The following is a 22904-nucleotide window of genomic DNA, read 5'->3' as shown; positions in this document are numbered from 1 at the left end:
GTCTAGCGGGGTTCGACGATCAGCAGCGATACGCCCTGCCGCGGCAGCCCGAAGGCGATATCCGCCCGCCCACGCTTCACGGCAACCGGCGCCGCCCAAGCCTCCGGCACCATCTGCGATGCAGTTTCGAGCGCGGCATATTGATCGCGATTGACCGAACGCGGTGATCCCATCGCGTTCCAGGCGGCGAAGGCGTTGCCATGGCTGCCGTCGACGCGCCACTGGGTCACCCTCGCCACCCGCGCCTTGCCGAGCCCCGTCAGCGCGATCGACACCTGCGCCGAGGGCCCCGCGACATCATCGTCATGATAATGCCAGACGAGGATCGCGATCCTGCCGTCGGCGGTCCGCGTCGCCAGCACGCCGACATCCGGGTCACCCCGGACCCCATCCTTGAGAATCGCGTCGAGCGGCGCCTGCCTCGCGCTCGTCGCCGCCAGCTGCGTCGGCCCCAGCATCGCAAACAGGCGGAAGGTGTTGAGCACCGGCAGGTCGATGCCGTTGCTCGCCAGCTGGCGGTATCCTGCGAACCAGGGCTGGTCCTCGAAGGTGAAGGCCCAGGTCAGCGCGCCTTCGAGGTTGACCCTGTGCCGCGCCGCCAGTTCCCACAGCCGCGGAAAGCTGGCGGCGGTATAGCTCGAATAGACGGTGCCGTTGCGGTAATTGACCCCCGGGCCCGAACAGGCCGCACAGCCTTCCGGATCATTCTCGCCGATCACGATCGGCTTGTCCTTGAGGGCCGGCACGGCCGCGATCTTGGCGAAGCCCTGATCGACGGTGCGCAACTGCGCGTCGAGCCCCATCCGGATATGCCCGTCGACCAGCGTTGGCGCCCCCTTGGCGTGGAAGGCAAGGAAATCGGTCGGCGTGCCCTGCGCCACGACATGCGCGAGGAAGCCGTCCATGAACGTCCCGCCCGCCCCGGCGACATCGGGCCCGCCCACCCGCGCACCGGGCAGCGCGCGGCGAATGCCAGCAACGGTCACGTCGTGGAGCCGGTAGAATTCCTCCGGCGTCCCCTTCCAATAGGCGGACAGATTGGCCTCGTTCCACGTCTCGAAATACCAGCGCAGCACTTCGTCGCGCCCGTATCGCTCCACATTGTGGAGCGTCCAGCGATAGACCAGCTCCTCCCATCGGCCATAGTCCCTGGGCGGATATTGCCAGCCGCCGTCGAAGCTCGAGCCACTGACGGTCGGGCGCCAGTCATGCTGGTAGCGCATCCCCGGCGGAGCGCTCGACAGCGCCTCGGGCATGAAGCCGACCTCGAGATAGGGATGGATGCCCCGTGCGCGATAGCTGTCGATGATCGCGTCGGAGATCGTCCAGTTGTACACCGGATTGCCCGCCGCATCCTCGGTATAGGCGTTGGTGCTCCCCCATTTGAACGCAGGCGTGCCGTCGCCGCTGGTGAGCAGGTTGTGCGCGCGGAACCAGATCTCGCCCGGGCGCAGCGCGCCCAGATGGGTGAGCAGCTTCCGCCCATCCTTCATCGTTGCGTAATTGGGCTCGTCGGCGCCGAAGAAGCGCCAGATCGGGGCGAGTTGCCCCACCGGCGTGCTCGCATCCACCGTCATCGGCACGGCAAAGTCCTGCGCCGAAACGGGCATTGCCAGCAGCGCGGCGGCAAACGCGAGGAGATAGCGCATCACAGCTCCTTCAACGGAATCCGCGTATCGGCCAGCAAGGCGGGATCGGGCGAGAGCCCCGCCACCACCAGCCGCCGCCCGCCGACATAATCCTTGGTCGCGTTGACGCAGTCGAGCGCGATCACCCGGCCCTGCCGCAGATACACCACCGAAAAACTCCGATCCTCCGGACGCCCGCGCACCACCGTCGCATCATGCCCGATCGAGAGCCCGACGGTCTGGAGCTTCAGGTCATACTGGTTCGACCAGAACCACGGCACCGCCTCATAGGCCGCCTCCTGCCCCAGGATCGTCTTCACCGCGACACTCGCCTGGTCGTTGGCATTCTGCACCGATTCCAGCCGGATGACGGCACCTTCTGCGAAGCGGTTCGAATGGAGCGCGCAATCGCCGACCGCGAAGACATCGGGCAGCGAGGTGCGGCACTGCGCGTCCACCAGCACGCCGTTCCCGCCCTCGGCCCCCGCCGCAAGCAGGGGCTCGACCGAAGGCACGATCCCGATTCCGACGATCACCAGATCGGCAGGCACGACTTCACCGTCAGCCAGCCGCACCCCGGCAACCTTGGTCTCGCCTTCAAGCCCCACGACCTGCTCGCCCAGCCGCACCGTCACGCCATGCGCGCGATGCTCGGCCTCGTAGAAGCGCGACAGCGGCTCGCCCGCGACGCGCGCCAGCACCCGGTCCATCGCCTCGAGCACGGTCACCTGCTTCCCGAACTTGCGCAGCACCGCCGCCGCCTCGAGCCCGATATAGCCCCCGCCGATCACCACCACGCGTTCGACGCCCTCAAGCTCACCCAGCATCGCATCGGCATCGGCCCGCGTCCGCACCGTATGCACGCCCGCCAATTCATGCCCGCCGCTCGGCAGCAGCCGCGGCTTGCCCCCGGCCGCCCAGATCAGCGCACCATAGCCGATCATCTCCTCGCCGATGCTGACGACATGCGACGTCGGCCCCACCCGCGTCACCCGCTTGCCGAGCAGCATCTCGATCCCCCGCTCGCCCCAAAAGGCCGCGGGCCGGATCAGGATCCGCTCGAACGCCTTCTCCCCCGCGAAATATTCCTTCGACAGCGGTGGCCGCTCGTACGGATATTCGGGCTCGTCCCCGATCACCGCGATCGAGCCCTCGAACTTGTTCTGCCGAAGCGCGATCGCCGCCTGCGCGCCGGCATGGCCCGCCCCGACGATCACGACGTCATAGCGCTTCACTGGCCGGTAAACTCCGGCTTGCGCTTCTGCAGGAACGCCGTCACGCCTTCCATGAAGTCCGCGGTCTTCGCCGCCGCGCTCTGGTGATCGGCCTCGACCTCCAGCGTGCTCGACAGGGTCCCCGTCAGCGCCGCCGCGACCTGCTTGCGGATCATCCCCAGCGCCTTGGTCGGCATCGCGGCGAGCTTCTGCGCGACGCCCATCGCCTCGTCCATCAGCGCCTCGTCATCGACCACGCGGCTCACCATCCCGGCGTCGCGCGCATCCTCGGCGCTCATCCGCTCGCCGAGCAGCGCCATTTCGAGCACCTTGGCGCGTCCCGCGCTCTTGGCGATCAGCCAGGTCGCCCCCGCATCGGGCACCAGCCCGATATTGGCGAAGGCGAGCAGCAGATAGGCCGAGCGCGCCATCACCACGATATCCCCCAGCAGCGCGAGCGAAGCCCCCGCCCCCGCCGCGGCGCCGTTCACCGCGGTCACCACCGGAATCGGCAACGCCGCGAAGGTCTCCGCCACCGGATGGTAATGCGCCCGCAGCGACACGCCCGGATCGCGCACCCCCATCCCCGCCGCGCTCGCCGCCAGATCGGCGCCCGAGCAGAATGCCCGCCCCTCGCCGGTCACCAGCACCGCGCGAGCGCCTTCCTCGACCGCGCGCAACAGCGTCTCGCGCAGCAGGTCGAGCATGTCGGGGCTCAGCGCATTGAGCCGGTCGGGCCGGTTGAGCCGCACCACGGCCACCTGGCGCTGCATCTCGAACAGAACGTCGCTCATGCCTCTTCCCTTCGCTCCTGCGTCCCCGCTAAGCCCGTCCGCACGAAGCGGCAAGCGACCGCATCCCGGGAGAGAATGCAATGAAGCTCGATTCATCCGTCGCCGCCGTGGTCACCGGCGCCGCCTCCGGCCTGGGCGCCGCTACGGCACGCGCGCTCGCGGCGCAGGGCGTCAAGGTCGCGGTGTTCGACATCCAGGAGGAAGCGGGCCCCAGGATGGCGGAGGAAATCGGCGGCATCTTCTGCCGCGCCGATGTGCTTTCGGACGACTCGCTCGACGCCGCCTTCGAAAAGGCCCGCGCCGCGCACGGTCAGGAGCGCATCCTCGTCAACTGCGCGGGCAGCGGCAATTCGATCAAGACGGCCTATCGCGACAAGGCGACCGGCGAGATCAAGCAATTCCCCAGCGCCGCCTTCGCCTTCATCCTCCAGCTCAACACCGTCGGCACCTTTCGCTGCATCACCCGCGCCGCGGCGGGCATGCTCGCGATCGATCCGGTCGAGGGCGAGCGCGGCGTCATCATCAACACCGCCTCGGTCGCCGCGCAGGACGGGCAGATGGGCCAGGCCGCCTATTCGGCCTCCAAGGGCGCGATCGTCGGCATGACCCTCCCCATCGCACGCGATCTCGCCCGCGACCTGATCCGGGTGAATTCGATCCTGCCCGGCGTTTTCGACACCCCGCTGCTGCGCGGCGTTCCCGAGAATGTCCGCACCGCACTCGAAGCCTCGGTCCCCAACCCCTCGCGGCTCGGCAACCCCGACGAATATGCCAGCCTCGCGCTAGAGATGATCCGCAACGGCTATTTCAACGGCGAATGCGTGCGGCTGGATGGCGCGATCCGGATGGGGATGCGCTGACGGTTCGGGGACAAACCCCAGTCGCGAAGGGCGGGGATTGGGTGGATTGCCGTCTGGCGGCTTTGAGCAGATGAAGGGGCAAATCGGACCTAAGGAGCGGGTCATGTTACGATGGATGGTCGTAGTATTCATTATCCTTAGCTCACCCGCCCTTAGCGCGGCCCCCGCCCCCGGTTCTTCTGCTTCGACGGAGTTGGGATTCAGCGGAGCAGTGCTCACCATACGCAGTTCCGGCATCGAAGCGCGGACGGGCGTAGATCACCGTACGATTGCTCTTCTAACCGCTGACAATAGACGGATCACGATGGCACTAAACGATGGAGGTGGCCGCCTCGGTAATGGGGGGTTGAATCTATATAGCGTCGGTCACGGCAGGTTCGCGATTATGAGCGAGAAAGACTGCGTTTCAATTGATCCGATAAAAGGTGTCCTTGCATCGTGCCCACTGCAGGAACCATGCACCCCGCAGCTAGGGTTGGACGCGGCGTTCCTTGGCCGATTTGATTGGATGAACGGGTTTGACCGTCCGACAGGGGTATTCGGGTGGCGGTTTCGGTATCTCCCTTTTTACGATGCTGCCTGCGCCAAATAAGTCCGCTATTGAGGATTGGCACTGGCCGCTTCGACGACCGGAATGGGTCGAAAGCGATCATGGTGCCCAGGGGTTTGAAAAACAGATGGTCGCCAACCTCTTTTGGCGCCTCCTCTTTAAGCAGCCTTGCCGCTTGCATTGTTGGATTTCAACGGCTTAGCTTGGTACGCCGGAGGCATTCCGGCCGCTCTTTGACATCGCAAATCCATCCGGAACGCAGGCCGCCGGGAAGGTGCGCGGCAGTGTGAAGCTAGTGTCAACTTTCGTTTCGGCGTGTCAGGCGACGACTGCGGTCGCGATCATCCGTTCGATCGCCGCATCGTCATAGCCCAGCCCCGCCAGCACCGCGCGCGTATCCTGCCCCAGCAGCGGCGGCGCGACCGGATCGACCACCGGCGTCCCCCCCAGCTTGAGCGGCGAGGCGACGATCTTCACCTCGCCCGCGCTCGGATGCGGCAGCGTCACCACCATCTCGCGCGCCACCGCCTCGGGCGCGTTCAGCGCCGCGCCGACGCCGCGCACCTCGCCCGAAGGCACCCCGACCTCGCGTAGCCCCTCCAGCCACCACTCGGTCGTCCGCGCCGCGATCAACGGCACGATCTCCGCCAGCAACGCCTCGCGGTTGGTCACCCGCCCCGCATTGGTCGCGAACCGCGCATCCGCCGCCAGATCGGGCCGCCCCAGCAGCTTCCCGCACAAAGCCGAAAACTGCCGGTCATTCCCCGCCGCGATCACCACGCGGCCGTCGCTCGTGTCGAACACCTGATAGGGCACCACCGTCGGATGCCCGTTGCCGAACCGCTTGGGCTCGCTCCCCGAAACCAGCGCCGCGCTCCCGACATTCGCCAGCATCGCCAGCTGGCAATCGTAGAGCGCCAGATCGATATGCTGCCCCACTCCGTCGCGGTCCGCCGCGATCAGTCCTGCCAGCACCGCCTGCGCCGCCGCCATGCCGGTGAACAGGTCCGCAACCGCCACGCCGACCTTCATCGGCTGCCCGTCCACCTCGCCGGTGATCGACATCAGCCCGCCCTCGGCCTGGATGACATAGTCATAGCCCGGCCGCGCGGCGATCGGCGACGTCCGCCCATATCCCGAGATCGAGCAATAGACGATCCGCGGGTTGATCGCCGCGATCGACGCATAATCGAGCCCGAATCTGTCGAGCCCGCCCAGCTTGTAATTCTCGACCAGCACGTCCGCGTCGCGGGCCAGCGCCCGGACGATCTCCTGCCCCTCGGCCGTCGACAGATCGAGCGCGATGCTGCGCTTGTTGCGGTTCGCGCACAGATAATAGGCGCTCTCGGTCCCGGCATAGGGCGGTCCCCAGGCGCGCGTATCGTCGCCGCCTTTGGGGTTCTCGACCTTGATCACCTCGGCGCCGAGATCGGCGAGCACCATCGTGGCCCATGGCCCCGCGAGCACGCGCGAGAGATCGAGGACTTTGCGGCCGGCAAGCGGAGCGGGTCGTGGATCGGTCATGCTCCCCACCTAGCCGCACCTTGCCGCGCGCGCTATCACCCCCGCCAAACAGGGAGAGGCGATATGGGCGAAGCACTGACGGGACTCGAACTCCGCTCGACGGTCACCAGCGCGGGCAAGCTCGTCCTCAATCTCGAGGAGGTGCAGGTCGGCGCCCCCGGCCCGGACGAAGTCGTGGTCCGCGTCGAGGCCGCGCCGATCAACCCCTCGGACCTCGGCCTCCTCCTCGGCCCCGCCGACATGGCCACCCTCGCTGCCGGCGGCACCGCCGAGCGCCCCATCCTCACCGCCGATATCCCCGCCCAGCGCATGCCCGCCATGGCCGCGCGGCTCGACGAATCGATGGCTGTAGGCAACGAAGGCGCGGGAACCGTCGTCGCGGCAGGCGACAACGTCACCGCGCTGCTCGGCAAGAAGGTCGGCATGATCGGCGGCGCGATGTACGCGACCTATCGCAAGCTCGCCGCACAGGGCGTCATGCCCCTGCCCGAAGGCGCCACCGCCGCCGACGGCGCCTCGATGTTCGTCAATCCGCTGACCTCGCTGATGTTCGTCGAGACGATGCGTGCCGAGGGCCACAAGGCCATCGTCCACACCGCGGCCGCCTCGAACCTCGGCCAGATGCTCAACCGCATCTGCCTCAAGGACGGCGTCCCGCTGGTCAACATCGTCCGTAGCGAAGAACAGGCAGCGATCCTGCGCGAGATCGGCGCGGCCGTAATCCTCGACAGCAGCGCCGAAGACTTCCAGGCCCAGCTCACCGAAGCCTGCGCCGCGACCGGCGCCACCCTCGCCTTCGACGCGATCGGCGGCGGCAAGCTCGCCAACCAGATCCTCCACGCGATGGAAGCGGCGGCCAGCCGCGGCCAGCCCTATAGCCGTTACGGTTCGAGCGTGCTCAAGCAGGTCTATATCTATGGCATGCTCGACGTGGGCCCCACCTATCTCGACCGCCAGTTCGGCCTGAGCTGGAGCGTCAGCGGCTGGCTGCTCACGCCCTTCCTGATGAAGGCCGGGATGGAAACCGGCATGCGCCTGCGCCAGCGCGTGGCCGACGAGCTCACCACCACCTTCGCGAGCCACTATACCGCGACGATCGGCCTGGCCGAAGCGCTCAAGCCGGACGTGGCGGCGGCCTATCAGCGCAAGGCGACGGGGGAAAAATATCTGATCGACCCGAGCCGTTAGGGCGATGATCGAGATTGAAGTCTTTGAAGGCGCAGACGACAGGAAGCTGTTGATGGTCGGAACATTTGCCTGCTTGCCGCGCGCCGGGGAGTATCTCGCGGTCGAGGTAGAGGGCTATTTTCGCTATTTCGATGTCGTCGAGGTGTGGCATCGTAAAGACGAAAGCGCGGATGCCTTTCGACCCTGCATCCGCGTCAAACTTGATGACTAGCGGCGAAAGCGTGGAGCGGGTGAAGGGAATCGAACCCTCGTCGTAAGCTTGGGAAGCTTCTGCTCTGCCATTGAGCTACACCCGCGAGCGCGGCGGGTCATATCGGCTGGGGTCCATGCCTTGTCAAATCCCTTTGCGGGGCGGGTGCCATATTCAGGGCATGACGAAGACGCGCCGCATGCCATAAAGCAGGTGCCGAGGGGGGATCGGCGATGAATCAGCGTTTCGGAGGGGCGGCAGTGCGGCTTCCCGGCTGGCCCGAGGGCGCGACGCGCGCGGCGCTGGTCCGGACGGCGCTGGCCTTCCTCGCCGCACAGCTGATCTATTGGCTGATCATCTCGCCCTTCGTCTTCGCGCCGCCGCCGCCCTTGCCGGGCGGGATCGAACTCAGCGCGCCGCTTTATGCCCGGCTCGCATCCCCCGATCCGGCGGGGCTCGCCCAGGCCGAGTTCAAGCCCGGGGAGCTCCCGATCGCCGATTGCTGCGATCCCGGATACCGCGCGGTCCGGCTGACCTTCGACCTGCCCGCGGGATCGCCGCCGCTGGGCATCATGCCGAAGATCGGGGCGGATAATTACCGGATGCTGGTCAACGGTTCGACGATCTACGCCGAAGGATCGATGCGGCTGCCGGGCGCGACCTATCACGGCAATGTCCGCCGCGTGTTCCGCATCCCCGAAGCGGTGCTCAAGCCGGGCAGGAACACGCTCGAATTCATCCTCGTCCGCGACGATGGCGCCCCCTTCTTCTTCGTCGGCGGGGCGACGATCGCGCCGTACGAACCGCTGGCCGCCGCCTTCGCCAGCCGGGCATTCACCCTCAACGACTATCTGACGATGAGCCTCGCCATCGGCGCGGTGATGGCGATTCTGGTGTTCGTGGTGTGGGTGCGCGGCAATCGCCAGGCGGTTTTGTTCTGGATGCTCGCGGTGGTGCTCGGCTGGACGCTGCGGCTGCTCTATTTCTACCTGACCGATCCGCCAATTCACGGCATCGCACGGATGTTCTTCCTGTTCGCGTGCGTCGGCTTCGTGCCGGTGGCGTGGCTGAACCTCGCCAATCACTGGATCGGAGCCCCAAGCAAATGGATCGGGCGCGTGTCGCTCGGGGCCTATGTCGTGCTGCTCGCAGCGATCGGGACGATCTTCGTGTTCGGACTGTGGGACAAGGTCGACACCGTCGATCTGGTGACGCAGTGGTTCGTGCTGGCGATAGTGGTCGCGGCGGCGGGGCTGTTCGGGTGGCGCGTGATCCGCAATCCCGAAGGCAGCTATTGGGAAACTGCGATCTTCGGCCTCTGCCTTTCCCTGATGGCGTGGGACGCGATCGGCGCGGTGGCGGGGTTCGAGTCCGACCAGCATTCGAACCGCGCCATGCCCTTCCTGACGCTCGGCATCGTCGCGGCCTATCTCGCGCGCAACATCCGCCTGTTCCAGTCGTCGCACCAGCTCAACACCATGCTCGAAGGGCAATTGGTCGAGCGCACCGCTGCGCTCGAAGCCGCGCATCTGCGCGAGAAGGAGATGGTGCGCGAGCAGGCGCATGGGGCCGAGCGCCAGCGGATCATGCGCGACATGCATGACGGCCTCGGCAGCCAGCTCATGTCGATGCTGCTGATGGCGAAGCGCGGCCAGGCCGAGCCTGCCGCGATCGCCGATGGCCTGCAGGCGGTGATCGACGAGATGCGGCTGATGATCGATTCGATGGATTCGGTGGGGGAATCGCTCGCCTCGGCGCTGTCGATCTTCCGCGAGCGGACCCAGGCGCGGGTCGAGGGCGCCGGCTTCGCGTTCGACTGGACCAATACGGCGGAGCGCCTGCCCGACTACGGCCCGCGCGACGTGCTGCAGATTTTCCGCATCCTGCAGGAGGCGGTGGTCAACGCGCTCAAGCATAGCGGCGGGGACCGTATCACGGTGCGGATCGCGCCCGCGCCCGATCCGGCCTTCGCGCTCAGGATCGAAGTCGCCGACAATGGGACGGGCATGAAGGGTGCCAGCACCCGCGGCCGTGGGCTGGTCAACATGGCGGCGCGCGCAGAGAGTTTGGGCGGCGCGCTGGCGCTCGACGATGCGGGCGGTACCCGCGTGACGCTCGATTTGCCCGAACGGAGCCAGCGCGCAGCATGAACCGCGAACCCACCAGGCGCATCGCGATCATCGACGACGATCCGATCGTGCGCGAGCATCTGATCGAGATCATCAGCGCCGCGCCCGATCTCGATCTCGCCGGGGTGGCGCCGACGCTTGGCAAGGCGCGCGAACTGCTCGCGCTCGCCCCCGACCTCTTCCTCGTCGATATCGGCCTGCCCGACGGCAGCGGGCTCGATTTCGTCCCCGAGATCAAGGCGGCGGGCGAGGCCAAGGCATTGATCCTGACCTCGTTCGGCGACCGCGAGACCGTGGTCAGCGCGATCCGCGCGGGGGCGGACGGCTATCTGCTCAAGGACAGCGATCCGGCTATCGTGCTCGACGGCATCCGTGTGACCCTGGAAGGCGGCGCGCCGATCAGCGCCGCCGCGGCGGTCTATCTGCTCGAGCGGCTCCGCCATGGCGGGGCGATGATCGAGCCGGCGGTGCAGGAGGATAGCGGGCTGACCCCGCGCGAAGTCGAATTGCTCCAGCTGTTCGCCAGGGGCGGCAGCTACAAGGAATCCGCCCGCCTGCTCGGCATCTCGCCGCTCACGGTCGGCAATCACGTCAAGTCGATCTACCGCAAGCTCGCGGTCCATTCGCGTGGCGAGGCGGTGTATGAGGCGGTGAAGACCGGCCAGCTCCAGCTCTGACCCACCACGTTCATGGCATCATAGCCATGGCATGTCGGCCCTGATTCCAAGGGAATAGCCTCCCCCGAATAGTTTTTCGGGAGGGGTATAGAGTGATCAGGGTTTTCAAGCGCAGCCTGCTGCTCAGCACGGCGATGATCGGCTGCACGCTCGCTTCGGCGGCGCAGGCATCGACGACCACCAACCTGACAATCACCTCGGTCCAGGCGATTGCCGGCCAGTGCCAGATATCCTTCACCGCCAATGTCGCGTTTTCCAGCGCCGACAATAACGGCGCCGATCAGTTCCGAACCGGCATCGGGCCCACCAACGGACCCGTTGCATTCGGCTCGCTGACCCAGTCGCTTTTCGGCGGATCGACCAGCGTTTCGCGATCGATCGCGATTGCCCCGACCCAGCAAGCCACCGCGGCGCTGTTCGTGCTCGTCGAGGACCGGATCCCCAACGGAAGCTTCTTCGTCGAGGAACGGGCGCAGATCCCGACCTCCAGCCTGCAATCCGCGGGCGGCGCGTGCCTGATGCTGATCCCCAATGCCCCTCCGGTCGCCAATGCGGGACCCGATCAGACCGTGCGCGAACTCGCCCCGGTGACGCTGGACGGCAGCGGATCGAGCGATCCCGAAGGCCAGCCGCTGACCTATGCATGGGTGGTTTCCGGTGGCCTGCCCGTCACGCTGACCGGCGCCAACACCGCCAACCCGACCTTCACCGCGCCGACGATCAGCGCCAACAACAACAGCATTTTCCAGCTGACGGTGAGCGACGGCGTGAGCAGCCGCACCGATACCGTCACGGTCAACTATATCGACAATATCGCCCCGGTCGCCTCCCCGCCGGTCCCGTTCCAGACGGTAACGGGCGGATCGACGGTCACACTCCAGGGCGCGGGCAGCGACGGCAATAACGACCCGCTGACCTATCGCTGGAGCTATCTGGGTTCGAACGTGCCGCTGACCGCGCCGACGCTCAGCAATCCGAACAGCCAGAATCCGAGCTTCGTGGCACCCGTGAAGACGACGGGCGTGCAGGAACTCTATTTCAGCCTGATCGTGAATGACGGCTTCGAGGATTCGGTGGCCGCGCAGGTTCAGGTCAATATCGCCGCGAACGTCGCGCCGGTCGCCAATGCGGGCACCAATTTCGCCGCGGGCGGCGGCACCACCGCAACCCTCAACGGCACCGCCTCGAACGGCGGCGACGGCGACCCGATCACCTATAGCTGGACGCAGGTGTCGGGCCCGACGGCGACCCTGACCGGCGCGACCACCGCGACCCCGAGCTTCACCGTCCCCGCCGCCTCCAACGTGGCGCAGACGATGACCTTCCGGCTGTTCGTCAGCGACGGGCTGGCAACCTCCTTCCCGTCCGACGTCACCGTCACCATCCCGACCAACGCGCCGCCGGTCGTCAATGCCGGCCCCGACGCGACCGTGACCGCGGGGAGCCTCGTCACCCTCTCGGGCTCGGGAACCGATCTTGAAAACGATCCGATAAGCTTTGCCTGGTCGCAGAATTCGGGAACACCGGTAACGCTCACTGGAGCGACGACGCTCAACCCGACCTTCACCGCGCCCGCCAAGACGGCCTCGTCACAGGTGCTCACCTTCGCGCTGACCGGCAATGACGGCAACACCACGGGCCAGCCCGACACGGTCGACATCACCGTCCCCGCCAATGTCGGCCCCACGGCCAATGCCGGTCCGCCCCAGACCGTGGGCGGAGGCACGCCGGGCACGCTCAACGGCAGCGGCTCGACCGATGGCGACGGCGATACGCTGACCTATAGCTGGGTGCAGACCGGCGGTCCGCCCGTGACGATCACCGGCGCGAACTCGGCGACCGCCAGCTTCACCGCGCCGCCCTCGACGCTTGCCGCACAGACGCTCACCTTCAGTCTCACCGTCAGCGACGGCATCGGCAGCAACACGGCGAGCACAACCGTGACCATCCCGGTCAATGGCGCCCCCATGGTTTCGGCGGGCCCCGATGTCACCGTCCCCGGCGGCTCGCAGGTTACCCTGGCCGGCACCGCGACCGACCCCGAGAGCGATCCGCTGACCTATCAATGGACCCAGCTGGGCGGCCCCACCGTGACGCTGACCGGCGCCACCACGCTCACGCCGAGCTTCACCGCCCCGGCGCGGACCGGATCGGCGCAGGTGCTGACTTTCGTCCTGACCGCCAATGACGGCACCTCAACCTCCGCACCCGACTCGATCGACGTCACCATCCCCGCGAACGTCACGCCGGTCGCCAATGCGGGACTCGACGTGACCGTCAATGGCGGATCGCAGGTGACGCTCAACGGTGCCGGCTCGGCCGATGGCGACGGCGACACGCTGACCTATCAATGGGTCCAGACCGGCGGGCCGCCCGTGACGCTTTCGAGCTCAACCGTCGCCAATCCGACCTTCACCACGCCGATCGGCGGCGCGCTCGCCCAGACGATCACCTTCGATCTGGTCGTCAGCGACGGCATCGCCAGCTCGGCGCCCGACAGCGTGACCATCTCGGTCAATCCCAACGCCGCGCCGGTCGCCAATGCCGGCGCCGACCAGGGGCCGATCAACAGCGGCCAGACCGTCACGCTCAACGGCAGCGGATCGAGCGATCCGGACAATAATCCGCTGACCTATCAATGGACCCAGATTTCGGGGCCCCCGGTCACCCTCTCCAACGCCGCCGCCGCCAATCCCAGCTTCGTCGCGCCCAATGTCACGGGCACGCAGAATCTGGTGTTCCAGCTCGTCGTCAACGACGGGACGGTGAATTCGCAGCCCGATACGGTGACGATCGCGGTTCGGGCGGTCGGCACGATCACGATCATCCAGCGTGTCGTCGGCGCGGATTCGAGCTTCAGCTTCACCTCCGACGTCACGCCGCTCGCCGGCACGATCATAACCACGAACGGCACGGGGCAGCGCGCCGCCACCCAGGTCTTTGCGGGCCAGCACACGCTTGCCGCCGCGGATACGCGTCCGGCCGGCTATGCGCTGACCTCGATCAGCTGCAACGACAGCGATTCGGTGGTCAATCTGGCCAACCGGAGCGTCGCGATCACGCTATCGCCCAACGAAAATCTGGTGTGCACCTTCACCAGCGCCGATACCCGCACCGCGGCGACCCTGGCGATCCGCAACTTCCTCACCGCGCGCAACGCCGCGATCCTCGCCAGCCAGCCGGACCTGCAGCGCCGGCTGGACCGGCTGAACGGGATGGCGCCGGGCGCGGGATCCGCTTCGGCCTATGGCGTGCCGATCCCGGGATCGGGCCATCTGCCGTTCCAGCTCACGCTGGGCAATTCGGGGATGCGCGCTTCGGCGAGCCTCGGGATGGCCAGCTCGGCGCTGAGGCCGGGCGCGGGCGGCTCGGCGTTCGACATCTGGGCCGAGGGCTATCTATCGACGCTCGGCTATGCGGGTCACCAGGGGCGGTTCAGCATCGTCTATGTCGGTGCGGATTACCGCGTGGGCGACGGCCTGCTGATCGGCGGGCTGGTCCAGTTCGACCGCTTCTCGCATCGCGGCGGATGGACGCCGGGCACGGCCGACGGAAAGGGCTGGATGGCGGGTCCCTATGCCACTGTCCGGCTGGCGCCGCGGCTCTATGCCGATCTCCGTGCCGCATGGGGGACCTCCGACAATCAGGTCTCGCCGCTCGGCACCTTCGTCGACGGCTTCGGCACCCACCGCGCCTTGTACAGCGGCTCGCTGATCGGCGACTTCGATCTCGGCACGAATACCGGAATCCGACCGGAAGTGACGGTTCGATATCTGGACGAGCGACAGAAGGGCTATGTAGACACGTTCGGGGTCAGCATTCCGGGCCAGCGCGTGGGACAGGGCGACATCAGCTTCCGCCCGCACGTCTATCATCTCTTCGATCTCGGCGGAGATTGGACGCTCCGGCCCTTTGCCGAGGGCGAAGGCATCTACACCTTCGGGCTCGACCCGGCCAATGTGCTGGGCAGCGACTTCCGGATGCGGATCGAAGGCGGCGCGGACATCGTCCTGATCGGCCGCTTCCGCATCGGCGTGTCGGGCTTCCACGACGGCATCGGCGGCGGGAGTTACGAGAATAGCGGCGTCCATGTGACGCTCTCGCTCGGCAGGTAGCAAGCGGGAGCGAAGGGAGGGGTGGCGCCGCGGCAACGACGCTCGGCTAGCGGACGACCACCCCTCCCTTCATCACCCCGCTCACATGCTCGAGCAGGCGAACGTCCTCCAGCGGATCGCCCTTCACCGCGACCAGATCGGCAAACCGCCCCGGCGCCACCGCGCCGACATCCCGATCCCAGCGCAGCAGCTGCGCGGCCACGCTGGTGGCGGCCTGGATCGCCTGCATCGGCGTCATGCCGTAGCGGACCATATAGGCGAATTGCAGCGCGTTCCGTCCATGCGGATAGACGCCCGCATCGGTGCCATAGGCGATCATCGCCCCCGCCTTCACCGCCGCCGCGAAGCCCATGCGCTGCGCCTCCGTCGTCTCCAGATTCTTGCGCAGATATTCGGCCGGCCAGCCCAGCCGGCGCCCCTCGGTATCGATATAATCGCCGTTGTAGATATCCATCACCAGCCACACGCCCTGCGCCCTGGCCATCGCGATCCCCTCGGCGTCGATCAGCGAGGCATGCTCGATCGAGCGCACGCCCGATCGGATCGCCGCCTTGATCGCCCCGGCGCCATGCGCATGCGCGGTCGCGTAGCTGCCATTCTCGCGCGCCTCGGCCACCGCCGCGCGCATCTCCTCCTCGCTCAGTTCGAGCCGCCCGGGCTCCGATCCCACCGCCAGCACGGCTCCGCTCGCGATCAGCTTGATCGTGTCGACATGGTGCTGGAACAAGTAGCGCACCTTCTCACGCGCCTCTTGCGGGTTGCGCACCACGCCCAGCCGCATGTCGAACGGGATCGCGACGTCGGGCGCGAAGCCGGTGATGTCGCCCCCGCCGCCGGGAACGGTGATATAGGCCCCGACCACGTTCATCCGCGGCCCCGGAATCCATCCCGCATTGATCGCGTCGCGCAGCGCCACATCGGTCAGCCCGCGATAGCAGCCGACGTCATGGACCGTGGTGAAGCCGCCCATCAGCGTCACCTTGGCGTTCTGCGCCCCCATCATCGCCGCCTCGGCCGGGGAATGCTGGAGGATCGATCCCGGATTGCTGTCGGCGAAATCGGCCAGATGGGTGTGCATGTCGATCAGGCCGGGCATCACCGTATAGCCCGACCAGTCGGTCACCGGCCCGTCCCGGGGCGCGCTCTTCCATGGCGCGACCGATACGATCCGCTCGCCCTCGATCCGGATCAGCTGGTCGGTCAGCACGCGCCCCGCAAGCACATCGATCAGCCGCCCCGCGCGGACGTAACTCACCTGCGCCGAGGCAGGCAGCGCCACCACCAGACAGACACAAAGCGCGATCCAGCGAAACATAGGGCGCCCAAAGACATTCATTGCCATTCCCCCTCTGCCTGGCCTAGCTTTACGCCCGTTCAACAAGGAGACAAGGCATGGCGGGGCGGGCAATCGCAGGTCTATTCGCGCTGGCGCTGGCAGCCACGCTTCCCGGCACCGCGATCGCGCAGAAATACCCCCAGGCCGAAGAGCAGGCGCTCGATCTGCTCAAGCGCGGCATCGCCTTCCGCACCGTCTCCGGCCCCGGCAACCAGACCCCGCAATATGCCAATTACCTGCGCGACCAGCTGATCGCGGGCGGCTTCCCGGCGGAGGACGTGACCGTCACCGTGCTCGGCGATACCGCCTATCTGGTCGCGCGCTATCGCGGCACCGGAAAGGGCAACCTCAAGCCCATCTATGTCTCGGGCCATATGGACGTGGTCGAGGCCAAGCCCGCCGAATGGGAGCGCGATCCCTTCACCCCGGTGATCGAGAAGGGCTATATCTGGGGCCGCGGCGCCAGCGACATGAAGTACGACCTGTCGACGATGGTCGCGACTTTGATCCAGCTGCGCCGCGAGGGTTTCAAGCCGCGGCGTGACATCTTCCTCCTGCTCTCGGGCGACGAGGAGACCTTCATGAAGACCACCGCCGCGCTGGCGGAGCACTATCACGATGCCGAGCTGCTGCTGAACGTCGATGGCGGCGGCGGCGCGATGAGCGAGGAGGGCAAGCCGATCGGCTTCGGCGTCGACGGCGCCGAAAAGACCTATGCCGATTTCGAGCTGAGCTTCACCGATCCCGGCGGCCACAGCTCGGCCCCGCACAAGGGCAACCCGATCTATGCGCTCTCCCATGCGCTCGACCGGATCGGCGCGTATAAATTCCCTGCCCAGATCAACGAGATCACCCGCCAGAGCCTCGCCGCCGCTGCCGAAGGCGAAGAGCCGCATGTCGCCGACGCGCTGCGTCGCTTCGTCAAGGACCCGACCGATGCGGGCGCGATCGACTTCCTGCGCGGCGTACCCGGCTATGTCGGCCAGATCGGCACGACCTGCGTCGCGACGATGGTCACCGCGGGCCACGCCCCCAACGCGCTGCCGCAGACCGCCAAGGCCAATATCAATTGCCGCATCTTCCCCGGCACGCCGGTCGCCGAGGTCCAGAAGACGCTCACCGAGGTCGTCGGCGATCCCGCGATGAAGATCCGCGAGGTCGAAAGCGGCTCGCTCGCCAGCCCCGCCTCGCCGCTCCGACCGGACCTGATGAAGCTCGTCGCCGACGCGATCCATGCGCGCTTCCCCGGCATCCCGATCGTCCCCACCATGGCATCGGGCGCGAGCGATTCGATGCATTTCCGCGCACGCGGCGTGCCGAGCTACGGCATCAGCCCGCTGTTCATGAAGAGTTCGGACGCCTTCGCCCACGGCCTCAACGAACGCACGCCCTTGAGCGAGATCGCCCCGTCGATCGTCTATTACCGCACGGTGCTGATGGCGCTGGCGAAGTAGAGACATATCCTCCCCCGGAGGGGGAGGTGGCAGAAGAAGGCCGACGGAGGGGTAGTCTCCACACGCGATGATGTCGCCTGTGGAGATTACCCCTCCACCGCTTCGCGGTCCCCCTCCCCCTCCGGGGGAGGATTGAGAAGCGTTCCAATCCACCGCCCCGCGATCCCGCTCGCCTCCTCGGGGGTGAAGGTCGCGGGGGCGAGGCACAATTCGAGCCACAGCCCGTCCACCAGCGCGGTGATCCCCACCGCCGCGAGCCTTACTTCGCCCGCCGCCAGCCCGCATTCGGCGAGCAGCGCCTCGACCTCGCCGCGATAGCCGGCATAGATTTCGCCGTGAAGCCGCTCCATGTCGGGGTTGGCCTTGACCAGGCTCCAAAAGGCAATCCAGGTCGCGAGCAGTTGCGGATCGGCGATCGGCGCGCGGAAGCTGGCGGTGACATAGGCCAGCAACCGAGCGCGGGGATCGCTCCCCGCCTCCGCCGCCGCACGGGCCAGCGCCTCGCTCACCTGCCCGCCGGTCCAGGCATAGGTCTCGGCGATCAGCGCGTCGATCCCGTCGAAATAATGCCGCAGCAGCCCCGGCGAGACCCCCGCCTCGGCGCAGATCACCCTGACCGACGCCCCCGCCGCGCCGCGCTCGGCCAGCACCCGTCCCGCCGCCTCGATCAGGCTCTGGCGGCGCGCATCGGGTTCGGCGCGGGTAAAGCTGCGGGACATGGCGCTACCCTAACACGGAAGGTTGCGCGGGGAAGGCGAGTTCTGTTATACATTCGTACAACAACAGGGGCTCAGTGATGGCGCACAGCTTTGCCGATGCGGGAGCGGATCCCGACGACAATCTCAGCCTGCCGGGCTGGATCTACACCGATCCCGAGTTCCAATCGGTCGAGATCGAGCGCGTCTTCCGCCCCTCCTGGCAGATCGTCTGCCACGAAAGCGATATCGCCAGCCCCGGCGACTATCACACGCTCGACTATATCGGCGAAAGCGTGATCGCGATCCGCCAGGCCGATGGCGGGATAAAGGCCTTTACCAATGTCTGCCGCCACCGCGCGATGCGGCTGGTCGAGGGACCCATGGGCTGCGCGAAGAAGCTGGTCTGTCCCTATCACGCCTGGACCTACGAAACCGACGGCCGCTTGACCGGCATCCCCTCGCGCGCCGACTATACCGGACTCGACCCCGGCAGGCACGGCCTCGCGCCCGTCGGTGTCGAGTTGTGGCGCGGCTTCGTCTTCGTGCGCCTCAAGGACGAAGGCGGGCCATCGGTCGCCGAGATGATGGCGCCCTACGCCCATGAGATTGCACCCTATCGTTTCGAGGAAATGCGCACGATCAGCCCGGTCCGCCTGCGCGACCGCCCGGTCAACTGGAAGAATGTCGGCGACAATTATTCGGACGGCCTCCACATCCCCGTCGCGCATCCCGGCCTGACGCGCCTGTTCGGCCGCAGCTATGCGATCGAGGCCCAGTCCTGGGTCGACAAGATGTCGGGCGTGATCCAGCGCACCTCGAAACACCCCTGGGAGGCCTTCTACCAGAAGCACCTCCCCCACGCGCCGCATTTGCCCGATGAAAGCCAGAAGCTCTGGCTCTACTACAAGCTCTGGCCCAACCAGGCGTTCGACATCTATTCGGACCAGATCGACTTCATGCAGTGGCTGCCCACCGGCCCAACCGAATGCGTGCTGCGCGAAATGGCCTTCGCGCTCCCCGATGACCGCCGCGAGATGAAGCTGGTCCGCTACGCCAATTGGCGGATCAACCGCATGGTCAATGCCGAGGACACCTGGCTGATCACCCGCGTCCAGCAGGGCATGGCAAGCCAGAGCTACACCGTCGGCCCGATCGGCGACGGCGAAGTCTGCCTGCGGAGTTTCGCGCGGAAGATCAGGGGGCTGATCCCCGAGGCGCGGCTGCATACGCCGCCGGCGCCGGGGTGGTCGAGAAGGCCGCGAAGTACCTAAGACTCCTCTCCCTTTGGGAGAGGAAGGGGCCCGCCGCGAAGCGGTGGGAAGGTGAGGGTGAATGGCGAGGGCGGTATCAAGTCACCCTCACCCAACCCTCTCCCAAAGGGAGAGGGCTTTAGGAAGCAGAATGACCCAGAAATACGACGCACTCATCATCGGCGGCGGGCATAACGGCCTGGTCTGCGCCTTCTATCTCGCCAGGGCGGGCCTCAAGGTCCGCGTGCTCGAGCGGCGCCATATCGTCGGCGGCGCCGCGGTGACCGAGGAGTTCCACCCCGGCTTCCGCAATTCGACCGCGAGCTACACGGTCAGCCTGCTCCGGCCAAAGGTGATCCGCGACATGCGGCTCCACGAGCGCGGCTGGCGGATCATCGAGCGGACGATCAGCAACTTCTTCCCGCACGAGGGCGGTTATCTGAAGCTCGGCGGCGGCACGGGCCGCACCCAGGCCGAGTTCGCGCGTTTCAGCCAGAAGGACGCCCAAACCTTCCCCAGATATGAGGAAGCCCTCGAACGCGTCGCCGAGGTGCTGCGCGACATGGCGCTCAAGACCCCGCCAAACGCCGGCGGCGGCATCCGCGCGCTTCTCGCGGCGGCGTCGCAGGGCAAGCGGCTCGCGGGCATGAGCCTCGAGGCGCAGCGCGACACGATGGATCTGTTCGTCAAATCCGCCCGTGATTTCCTCAATCACTGGTACGAGAATCCGTACATCCAGGCCGCGTTCGGTTTCGACGCGGTGGTCGGCAACTATGCCAGCCCCGACACGCCGGGCAGCGCATACGTCCTGCTCCACCACGTCTTCGGCGAGATCAACGGCAAGAAGGGCATGTGGGGCCACAGCGTCGGCGGGATGGGCGCGATCACCCAATATATGGCCGAGGCCTGCGCCGACATGGGGGTCGAGATCAGCCTAGAGGCGCCGGTCGCCAAGGTCCTCGTCGATGGCAACAAGGTGACAGGCGTGAAACTCGAAAGCGGCGAGGAGATCGCGGCAAACGTGGTCGCCTCGAACGCTGGCCCCGCCCTGCTCTACCGCCAGCTCGTCGACCGCGCCGACATGCCCGAGGCCTTTGCCCGCCGCATGGACGGTTACAAGACCGGCTCGGGCACCTTCCGCATGAACGTCGCGCTCTCGGAACTGCCCGACTTCGGCGTCCTCCCCGGCAAGGAAAAGGCCGAGCACCACACCGCCGGCATCATCATCTCGCCCACGCTCGACTATATGGACAAGGCGTTCACCGACGCGAAGGCCAAGGGCTGGTCCGACGAACCGATCGTCGAGATGAAGCTGCCCACCAGCGTGGACGACAGCCTCGCCCCCCCAGGCCAGCACATCGCCTCGCTCTTCTGCCAGCAATTCGCGCCAGTGCTCCCCGACGGCCGCTCATGGGACGACGAAAGGGAAAAGGCCGCCGACGTCATCATCGACACCGTCACCAAGCACGCCCCCAATTTCCGCAAGTCGATCCTCGGCGTCCAGATCCACTCCCCGCTCGATCTCGAACGCAAGTTCGGCCTGATCGGCGGCGACATCATGCACGGCCATATGTCGCTCGACCAGCTCTGGGCCGCGCGCCCCGTGCTCGGCCACGGCGATTACCGCGGCCCGATCAAGGGCCTCTACATGTGCGGCGCGGGCACCCATCCCGGCGGCGGCGTCACCGGCGCGCCGGGACATAACGCGGCGCACGAGATTTTGCGGGATCGGAGCCTGCTGGGGCGGCTGTTCGCCTGAAAATTCCTCCCCCGGGAGGGGGAGGGGGACCGCGAAGCGGTGGAGGGGTAGTCGCCACAGGCGACATCGCTCGCGGAGAATACCCCTCCGTCAGCTACGCTGCCACCTCCCCCTCCGGGGGAGGATTATTCCGCCCGCCCCCGCAACCAATACAGCGGCAACGCCGTCACCATCAGCACCACGCTCCACCCCACGGCCTCCATCCCCGTCCCGATCATCACCCAGATCGCAAAGGCGAACCCCAGTGCCGCCCAGGGCCGCGCGATGCGCTGCATCCAGGCCGAGGCGCAGGCGCCGATATAGAGCCAGACGGTCGCAGCGGCAGTGATGTTGAGCATGAAGGTCATCAGCCCCGACAGCGTCCGGAAGGCATTGCTCAGGATCAGCACGCTCGCGAGCACGCTGGCGATCAGGATCACGCCGGTCGGCACATCGCGGCTGCTCGTGCGCGCTATCCAGCGCGGCAGCAGCCCGGCGCGCGCCATGCCGAGCGGCACCTCGCCGAGCAGCAGCACATAGCCGTTGAGGCAGCCCAGCGCCGAGATCATCGCGAACGCCGCGGTGATCAGCCCCGCCGCGCTTCCCCAGAATTCGCCGACGAACAAGGCGATCGGCGCGCCCGAATCCGCGAGCTCCTGCTGGGGCATGGCATAGACGATGCCGGTCGATACCAGCAGGTAGAGCGCGCCCGTCACCACCACCCCCGCCATCGTCGCCAGCGGAACGATCCGCCCGGGATCGCGCACCCGCTCGGCACAGACGCCCGCGCATTCGAACCCGACCAGCGCGAAAAAGGCGAGGCCCAGCGCGGGCGTGATCTGGACCGGGTCGAACGGCGCATGCGCGTGCGCCGCGAACCGCCCCGGATCGGTCACCGCCAGCCCGGCAAGGATCAGCACGACCGCCACCAGCGGCAACAGCTTGAGCACGACCGTGACTACCTGCAGCCGCCCCACGTCGCGCGCGCCGAGCAGGTTGAAGAGCGTGAGCCCCCAGAGCATCGCCAGCGCCGCGATCGCCGAAATCAGCGTGCTCGATCCGAGCCAGGGCCAGAATTGGGCGAGATAGCGCGCCGCGGTGAGCGCGAGCACGGCGTTGGCGCACCAGGTGCTCACCCAATAGCTCCACGCGACCAGCATCGCGGGTAGCGGACCCAGCCCTCCGGCCACCACGTCCATCGCGCCGGTCGCCTCGGGCCGCGCCGCGAACAGCCGCGAAAACACCCAGGCGACCACCACCGCCCCCGCGATCGCCGCCACCCAGCCCGCCGCGCCGGTCGCGCCATAGGGCGCCAGCTGCGCGGGCAAGACGAAGATGCCGGCCCCGATCATCCCGCCGACGACGAGCGCGGTCGCGGTCCAGAATCCGAACGGGCGTGTTGCGGTTGTCATGCGGCGATCTCCCCGTCCGGAATGGAGCACGTTTCCACCCACGCCTCAATCGTCATCCCGGCGAAAGCCGGGACCCAGAGCCACGAGCGATGGCCCGGGTGACTCCGGGTCCCGGCTTTCGCCGGGATGACGAAGTGGCTAGGCATG

The 22904-nt window shown here is 67.1% G+C and carries 16 protein-coding genes and 1 tRNA gene; 9 read left to right on the top strand and 8 right to left on the bottom strand.

Annotated elements, in window-relative coordinates; translation table 11 throughout:
• Nucleotides 1–2 precede the first annotated feature (2 nt).
• The 3 genes from OF829_RS17605 to OF829_RS17595 are packed head-to-tail and all read right to left on the bottom strand — an operon-like array spanning nt 3 to nt 3636.
• A complete protein-coding gene (locus OF829_RS17605) occupies nt 3–1649 on the bottom strand; it encodes a GH39 family glycosyl hydrolase (protein ID WP_264941467.1) in 1647 nt (548 codons plus the stop codon).
• Nucleotides 1649–2863, bottom strand: coding sequence for an NAD(P)/FAD-dependent oxidoreductase (locus OF829_RS17600; protein ID WP_264941466.1), 1215 nt, complete (start codon nt 2861–2863; stop codon nt 1649–1651). Before OF829_RS17600 ends, OF829_RS17605 begins: the two co-directional genes overlap by 1 nt.
• On the bottom strand, nt 2860–3636 hold the full coding sequence (locus tag OF829_RS17595) for an enoyl-CoA hydratase-related protein (RefSeq protein ID WP_264941465.1): 777 nt from the start codon (nt 3634–3636) through the stop codon (nt 2860–2862). The genes OF829_RS17600 and OF829_RS17595 overlap by 4 nt, the downstream gene beginning before the upstream one ends.
• A gap of 80 nt (nt 3637–3716) precedes the next feature.
• Between OF829_RS17595 and OF829_RS17590 the strand changes: the two genes are divergently transcribed.
• Nucleotides 3717–4496 carry an SDR family NAD(P)-dependent oxidoreductase gene (locus OF829_RS17590; RefSeq protein WP_264941464.1) on the top strand — a complete coding sequence of 260 codons (780 nt, stop codon included), beginning with the start codon at nt 3717–3719 and terminating at the stop codon, nt 4494–4496.
• 868 nt (nt 4497–5364) lie between these two features.
• Here OF829_RS17590 and OF829_RS17585 read toward each other — a convergent pair.
• On the bottom strand, nt 5365–6570 hold the full coding sequence (locus tag OF829_RS17585; protein ID WP_264941463.1) for a CaiB/BaiF CoA transferase family protein: 1206 nt from the start codon (nt 6568–6570) through the stop codon (nt 5365–5367).
• A 63-nt stretch (nt 6571–6633) separates the two neighbouring features.
• On the opposite strand from OF829_RS17585, the gene OF829_RS17580 reads away from it, so the two are divergent.
• Both OF829_RS17580 and OF829_RS17575 read left to right on the top strand, forming a co-directional pair.
• Nucleotides 6634–7758 (top strand): zinc-binding dehydrogenase, encoded by a 1125-nt coding sequence (locus tag OF829_RS17580; RefSeq protein ID WP_264941462.1) that lies wholly within the window; start codon nt 6634–6636, stop codon nt 7756–7758.
• A gap of 4 nt (nt 7759–7762) precedes the next feature.
• Nucleotides 7763–7969, top strand: coding sequence for a hypothetical protein (locus OF829_RS17575; protein WP_264941461.1), 207 nt, complete (start codon nt 7763–7765; stop codon nt 7967–7969).
• A gap of 11 nt (nt 7970–7980) precedes the next feature.
• On the opposite strand, the gene OF829_RS17570 is transcribed toward OF829_RS17575, so the two are convergent.
• Nucleotides 7981–8054 (bottom strand) — tRNA-Gly (locus OF829_RS17570).
• Nucleotides 8055–8181: 127 nt separating this feature from the next.
• Between OF829_RS17570 and OF829_RS17565 the strand changes: the two genes are divergently transcribed.
• The 3 genes from OF829_RS17565 (at nt 8182) to OF829_RS17555 (ending at nt 14869) form a co-directional block, all read left to right on the top strand.
• Nucleotides 8182–10098 carry an ATP-binding protein gene (locus tag OF829_RS17565; protein ID WP_264941460.1) on the top strand — a complete coding sequence of 639 codons (1917 nt, stop codon included), beginning with the start codon at nt 8182–8184 and terminating at the stop codon, nt 10096–10098.
• Nucleotides 10095–10754, top strand: coding sequence for a response regulator (locus tag OF829_RS17560; protein WP_264941459.1), 660 nt, complete (start codon nt 10095–10097; stop codon nt 10752–10754). Before OF829_RS17565 ends, OF829_RS17560 begins: the two co-directional genes overlap by 4 nt.
• Before the next feature lie 92 nt (nt 10755–10846).
• Nucleotides 10847–14869, top strand: a complete 4023-nt coding sequence (locus OF829_RS17555) for a PKD domain-containing protein (protein ID WP_264941458.1) — start codon at nt 10847–10849, stop codon at nt 14867–14869.
• Nucleotides 14870–14915: 46 nt separating this feature from the next.
• On the opposite strand, the gene OF829_RS17550 is transcribed toward OF829_RS17555, so the two are convergent.
• Entirely contained in the window at nt 14916–16184 is a 1269-nt protein-coding gene (locus tag OF829_RS17550) for a Xaa-Pro dipeptidase (RefSeq protein ID WP_264941457.1), read from the bottom strand.
• Between the two features lie 77 nt (nt 16185–16261).
• On the opposite strand from OF829_RS17550, the gene OF829_RS17545 reads away from it, so the two are divergent.
• Nucleotides 16262–17659, top strand: a complete 1398-nt coding sequence (locus tag OF829_RS17545; RefSeq protein WP_264941456.1) for a M20/M25/M40 family metallo-hydrolase — start codon at nt 16262–16264, stop codon at nt 17657–17659.
• A gap of 86 nt (nt 17660–17745) precedes the next feature.
• Here OF829_RS17545 and OF829_RS17540 read toward each other — a convergent pair whose 3' ends face one another.
• Nucleotides 17746–18378: a TetR family transcriptional regulator C-terminal domain-containing protein gene (locus OF829_RS17540; RefSeq protein WP_264941455.1), complete on the bottom strand. Its 633-nt coding sequence runs from the start codon at nt 18376–18378 to the stop codon at nt 17746–17748.
• 77 nt (nt 18379–18455) lie between these two features.
• Between OF829_RS17540 and OF829_RS17535 the strand changes: the two genes are divergently transcribed.
• The gene (locus OF829_RS17535) at nt 18456–19628 is read left to right on the top strand and encodes an aromatic ring-hydroxylating oxygenase subunit alpha (RefSeq protein ID WP_264941454.1); all 1173 of its coding nucleotides are present in this window, start codon (nt 18456–18458) and stop codon (nt 19626–19628) included.
• 130 nt (nt 19629–19758) lie between these two features.
• A complete protein-coding gene (locus OF829_RS17530; protein ID WP_264941453.1) occupies nt 19759–21366 on the top strand; it encodes a phytoene desaturase family protein in 1608 nt (535 codons plus the stop codon).
• 125 nt (nt 21367–21491) lie between these two features.
• Here OF829_RS17530 and OF829_RS17525 read toward each other — a convergent pair whose 3' ends face one another.
• Nucleotides 21492–22757 carry an APC family permease gene (locus tag OF829_RS17525; RefSeq protein WP_264941452.1) on the bottom strand — a complete coding sequence of 422 codons (1266 nt, stop codon included), beginning with the start codon at nt 22755–22757 and terminating at the stop codon, nt 21492–21494.
• Nucleotides 22758–22904: the final 147 nt, after the last annotated feature.

The sequence above is a fragment of the Sphingomonas caeni genome (assembly GCF_026013415.1).
Classification (GTDB): Bacteria; Pseudomonadota; Alphaproteobacteria; order Sphingomonadales; family Sphingomonadaceae; genus Sphingomonas; species Sphingomonas caeni.
The sequence above is the reverse complement of the archived record's forward strand: the minus strand, read 5'-3'. Positions and strand labels throughout refer to the sequence as shown.

Excerpts from the sequence above, each read along its gene's own strand:
- OF829_RS17605 (WP_264941467.1), bottom strand. The coding sequence starts at position 1,649 with ATGCGCTATCTCCTCGCGTTTGCCGCCGCGCTGCTGGCAATGCCCGTT.
- OF829_RS17595 (WP_264941465.1), bottom strand. The coding sequence starts at position 3,636 with ATGAGCGACGTTCTGTTCGAGATGCAGCGCCAGGTGGCCGTGGTGCGG.
- OF829_RS17590 (WP_264941464.1), top strand. The coding sequence starts at position 3,717 with ATGAAGCTCGATTCATCCGTCGCCGCCGTGGTCACCGGCGCCGCCTCC.
- OF829_RS17585 (WP_264941463.1), bottom strand. The coding sequence starts at position 6,570 with ATGACCGATCCACGACCCGCTCCGCTTGCCGGCCGCAAAGTCCTCGAT.
- OF829_RS17580 (WP_264941462.1), top strand. The coding sequence starts at position 6,634 with ATGGGCGAAGCACTGACGGGACTCGAACTCCGCTCGACGGTCACCAGC.
- OF829_RS17575 (WP_264941461.1), top strand. The coding sequence starts at position 7,763 with ATGATCGAGATTGAAGTCTTTGAAGGCGCAGACGACAGGAAGCTGTTG.
- OF829_RS17565 (WP_264941460.1), top strand. The coding sequence starts at position 8,182 with ATGAATCAGCGTTTCGGAGGGGCGGCAGTGCGGCTTCCCGGCTGGCCC.
- OF829_RS17560 (WP_264941459.1), top strand. The coding sequence starts at position 10,095 with ATGAACCGCGAACCCACCAGGCGCATCGCGATCATCGACGACGATCCG.
- OF829_RS17550 (WP_264941457.1), bottom strand. The coding sequence starts at position 16,184 with ATGTTTCGCTGGATCGCGCTTTGTGTCTGTCTGGTGGTGGCGCTGCCT.
- OF829_RS17545 (WP_264941456.1), top strand. The coding sequence starts at position 16,262 with ATGGCGGGGCGGGCAATCGCAGGTCTATTCGCGCTGGCGCTGGCAGCC.
- OF829_RS17540 (WP_264941455.1), bottom strand. The coding sequence starts at position 18,378 with ATGTCCCGCAGCTTTACCCGCGCCGAACCCGATGCGCGCCGCCAGAGC.
- OF829_RS17535 (WP_264941454.1), top strand. The coding sequence starts at position 18,456 with ATGGCGCACAGCTTTGCCGATGCGGGAGCGGATCCCGACGACAATCTC.
- OF829_RS17530 (WP_264941453.1), top strand. The coding sequence starts at position 19,759 with ATGACCCAGAAATACGACGCACTCATCATCGGCGGCGGGCATAACGGC.
- OF829_RS17525 (WP_264941452.1), bottom strand. The coding sequence starts at position 22,757 with ATGACAACCGCAACACGCCCGTTCGGATTCTGGACCGCGACCGCGCTC.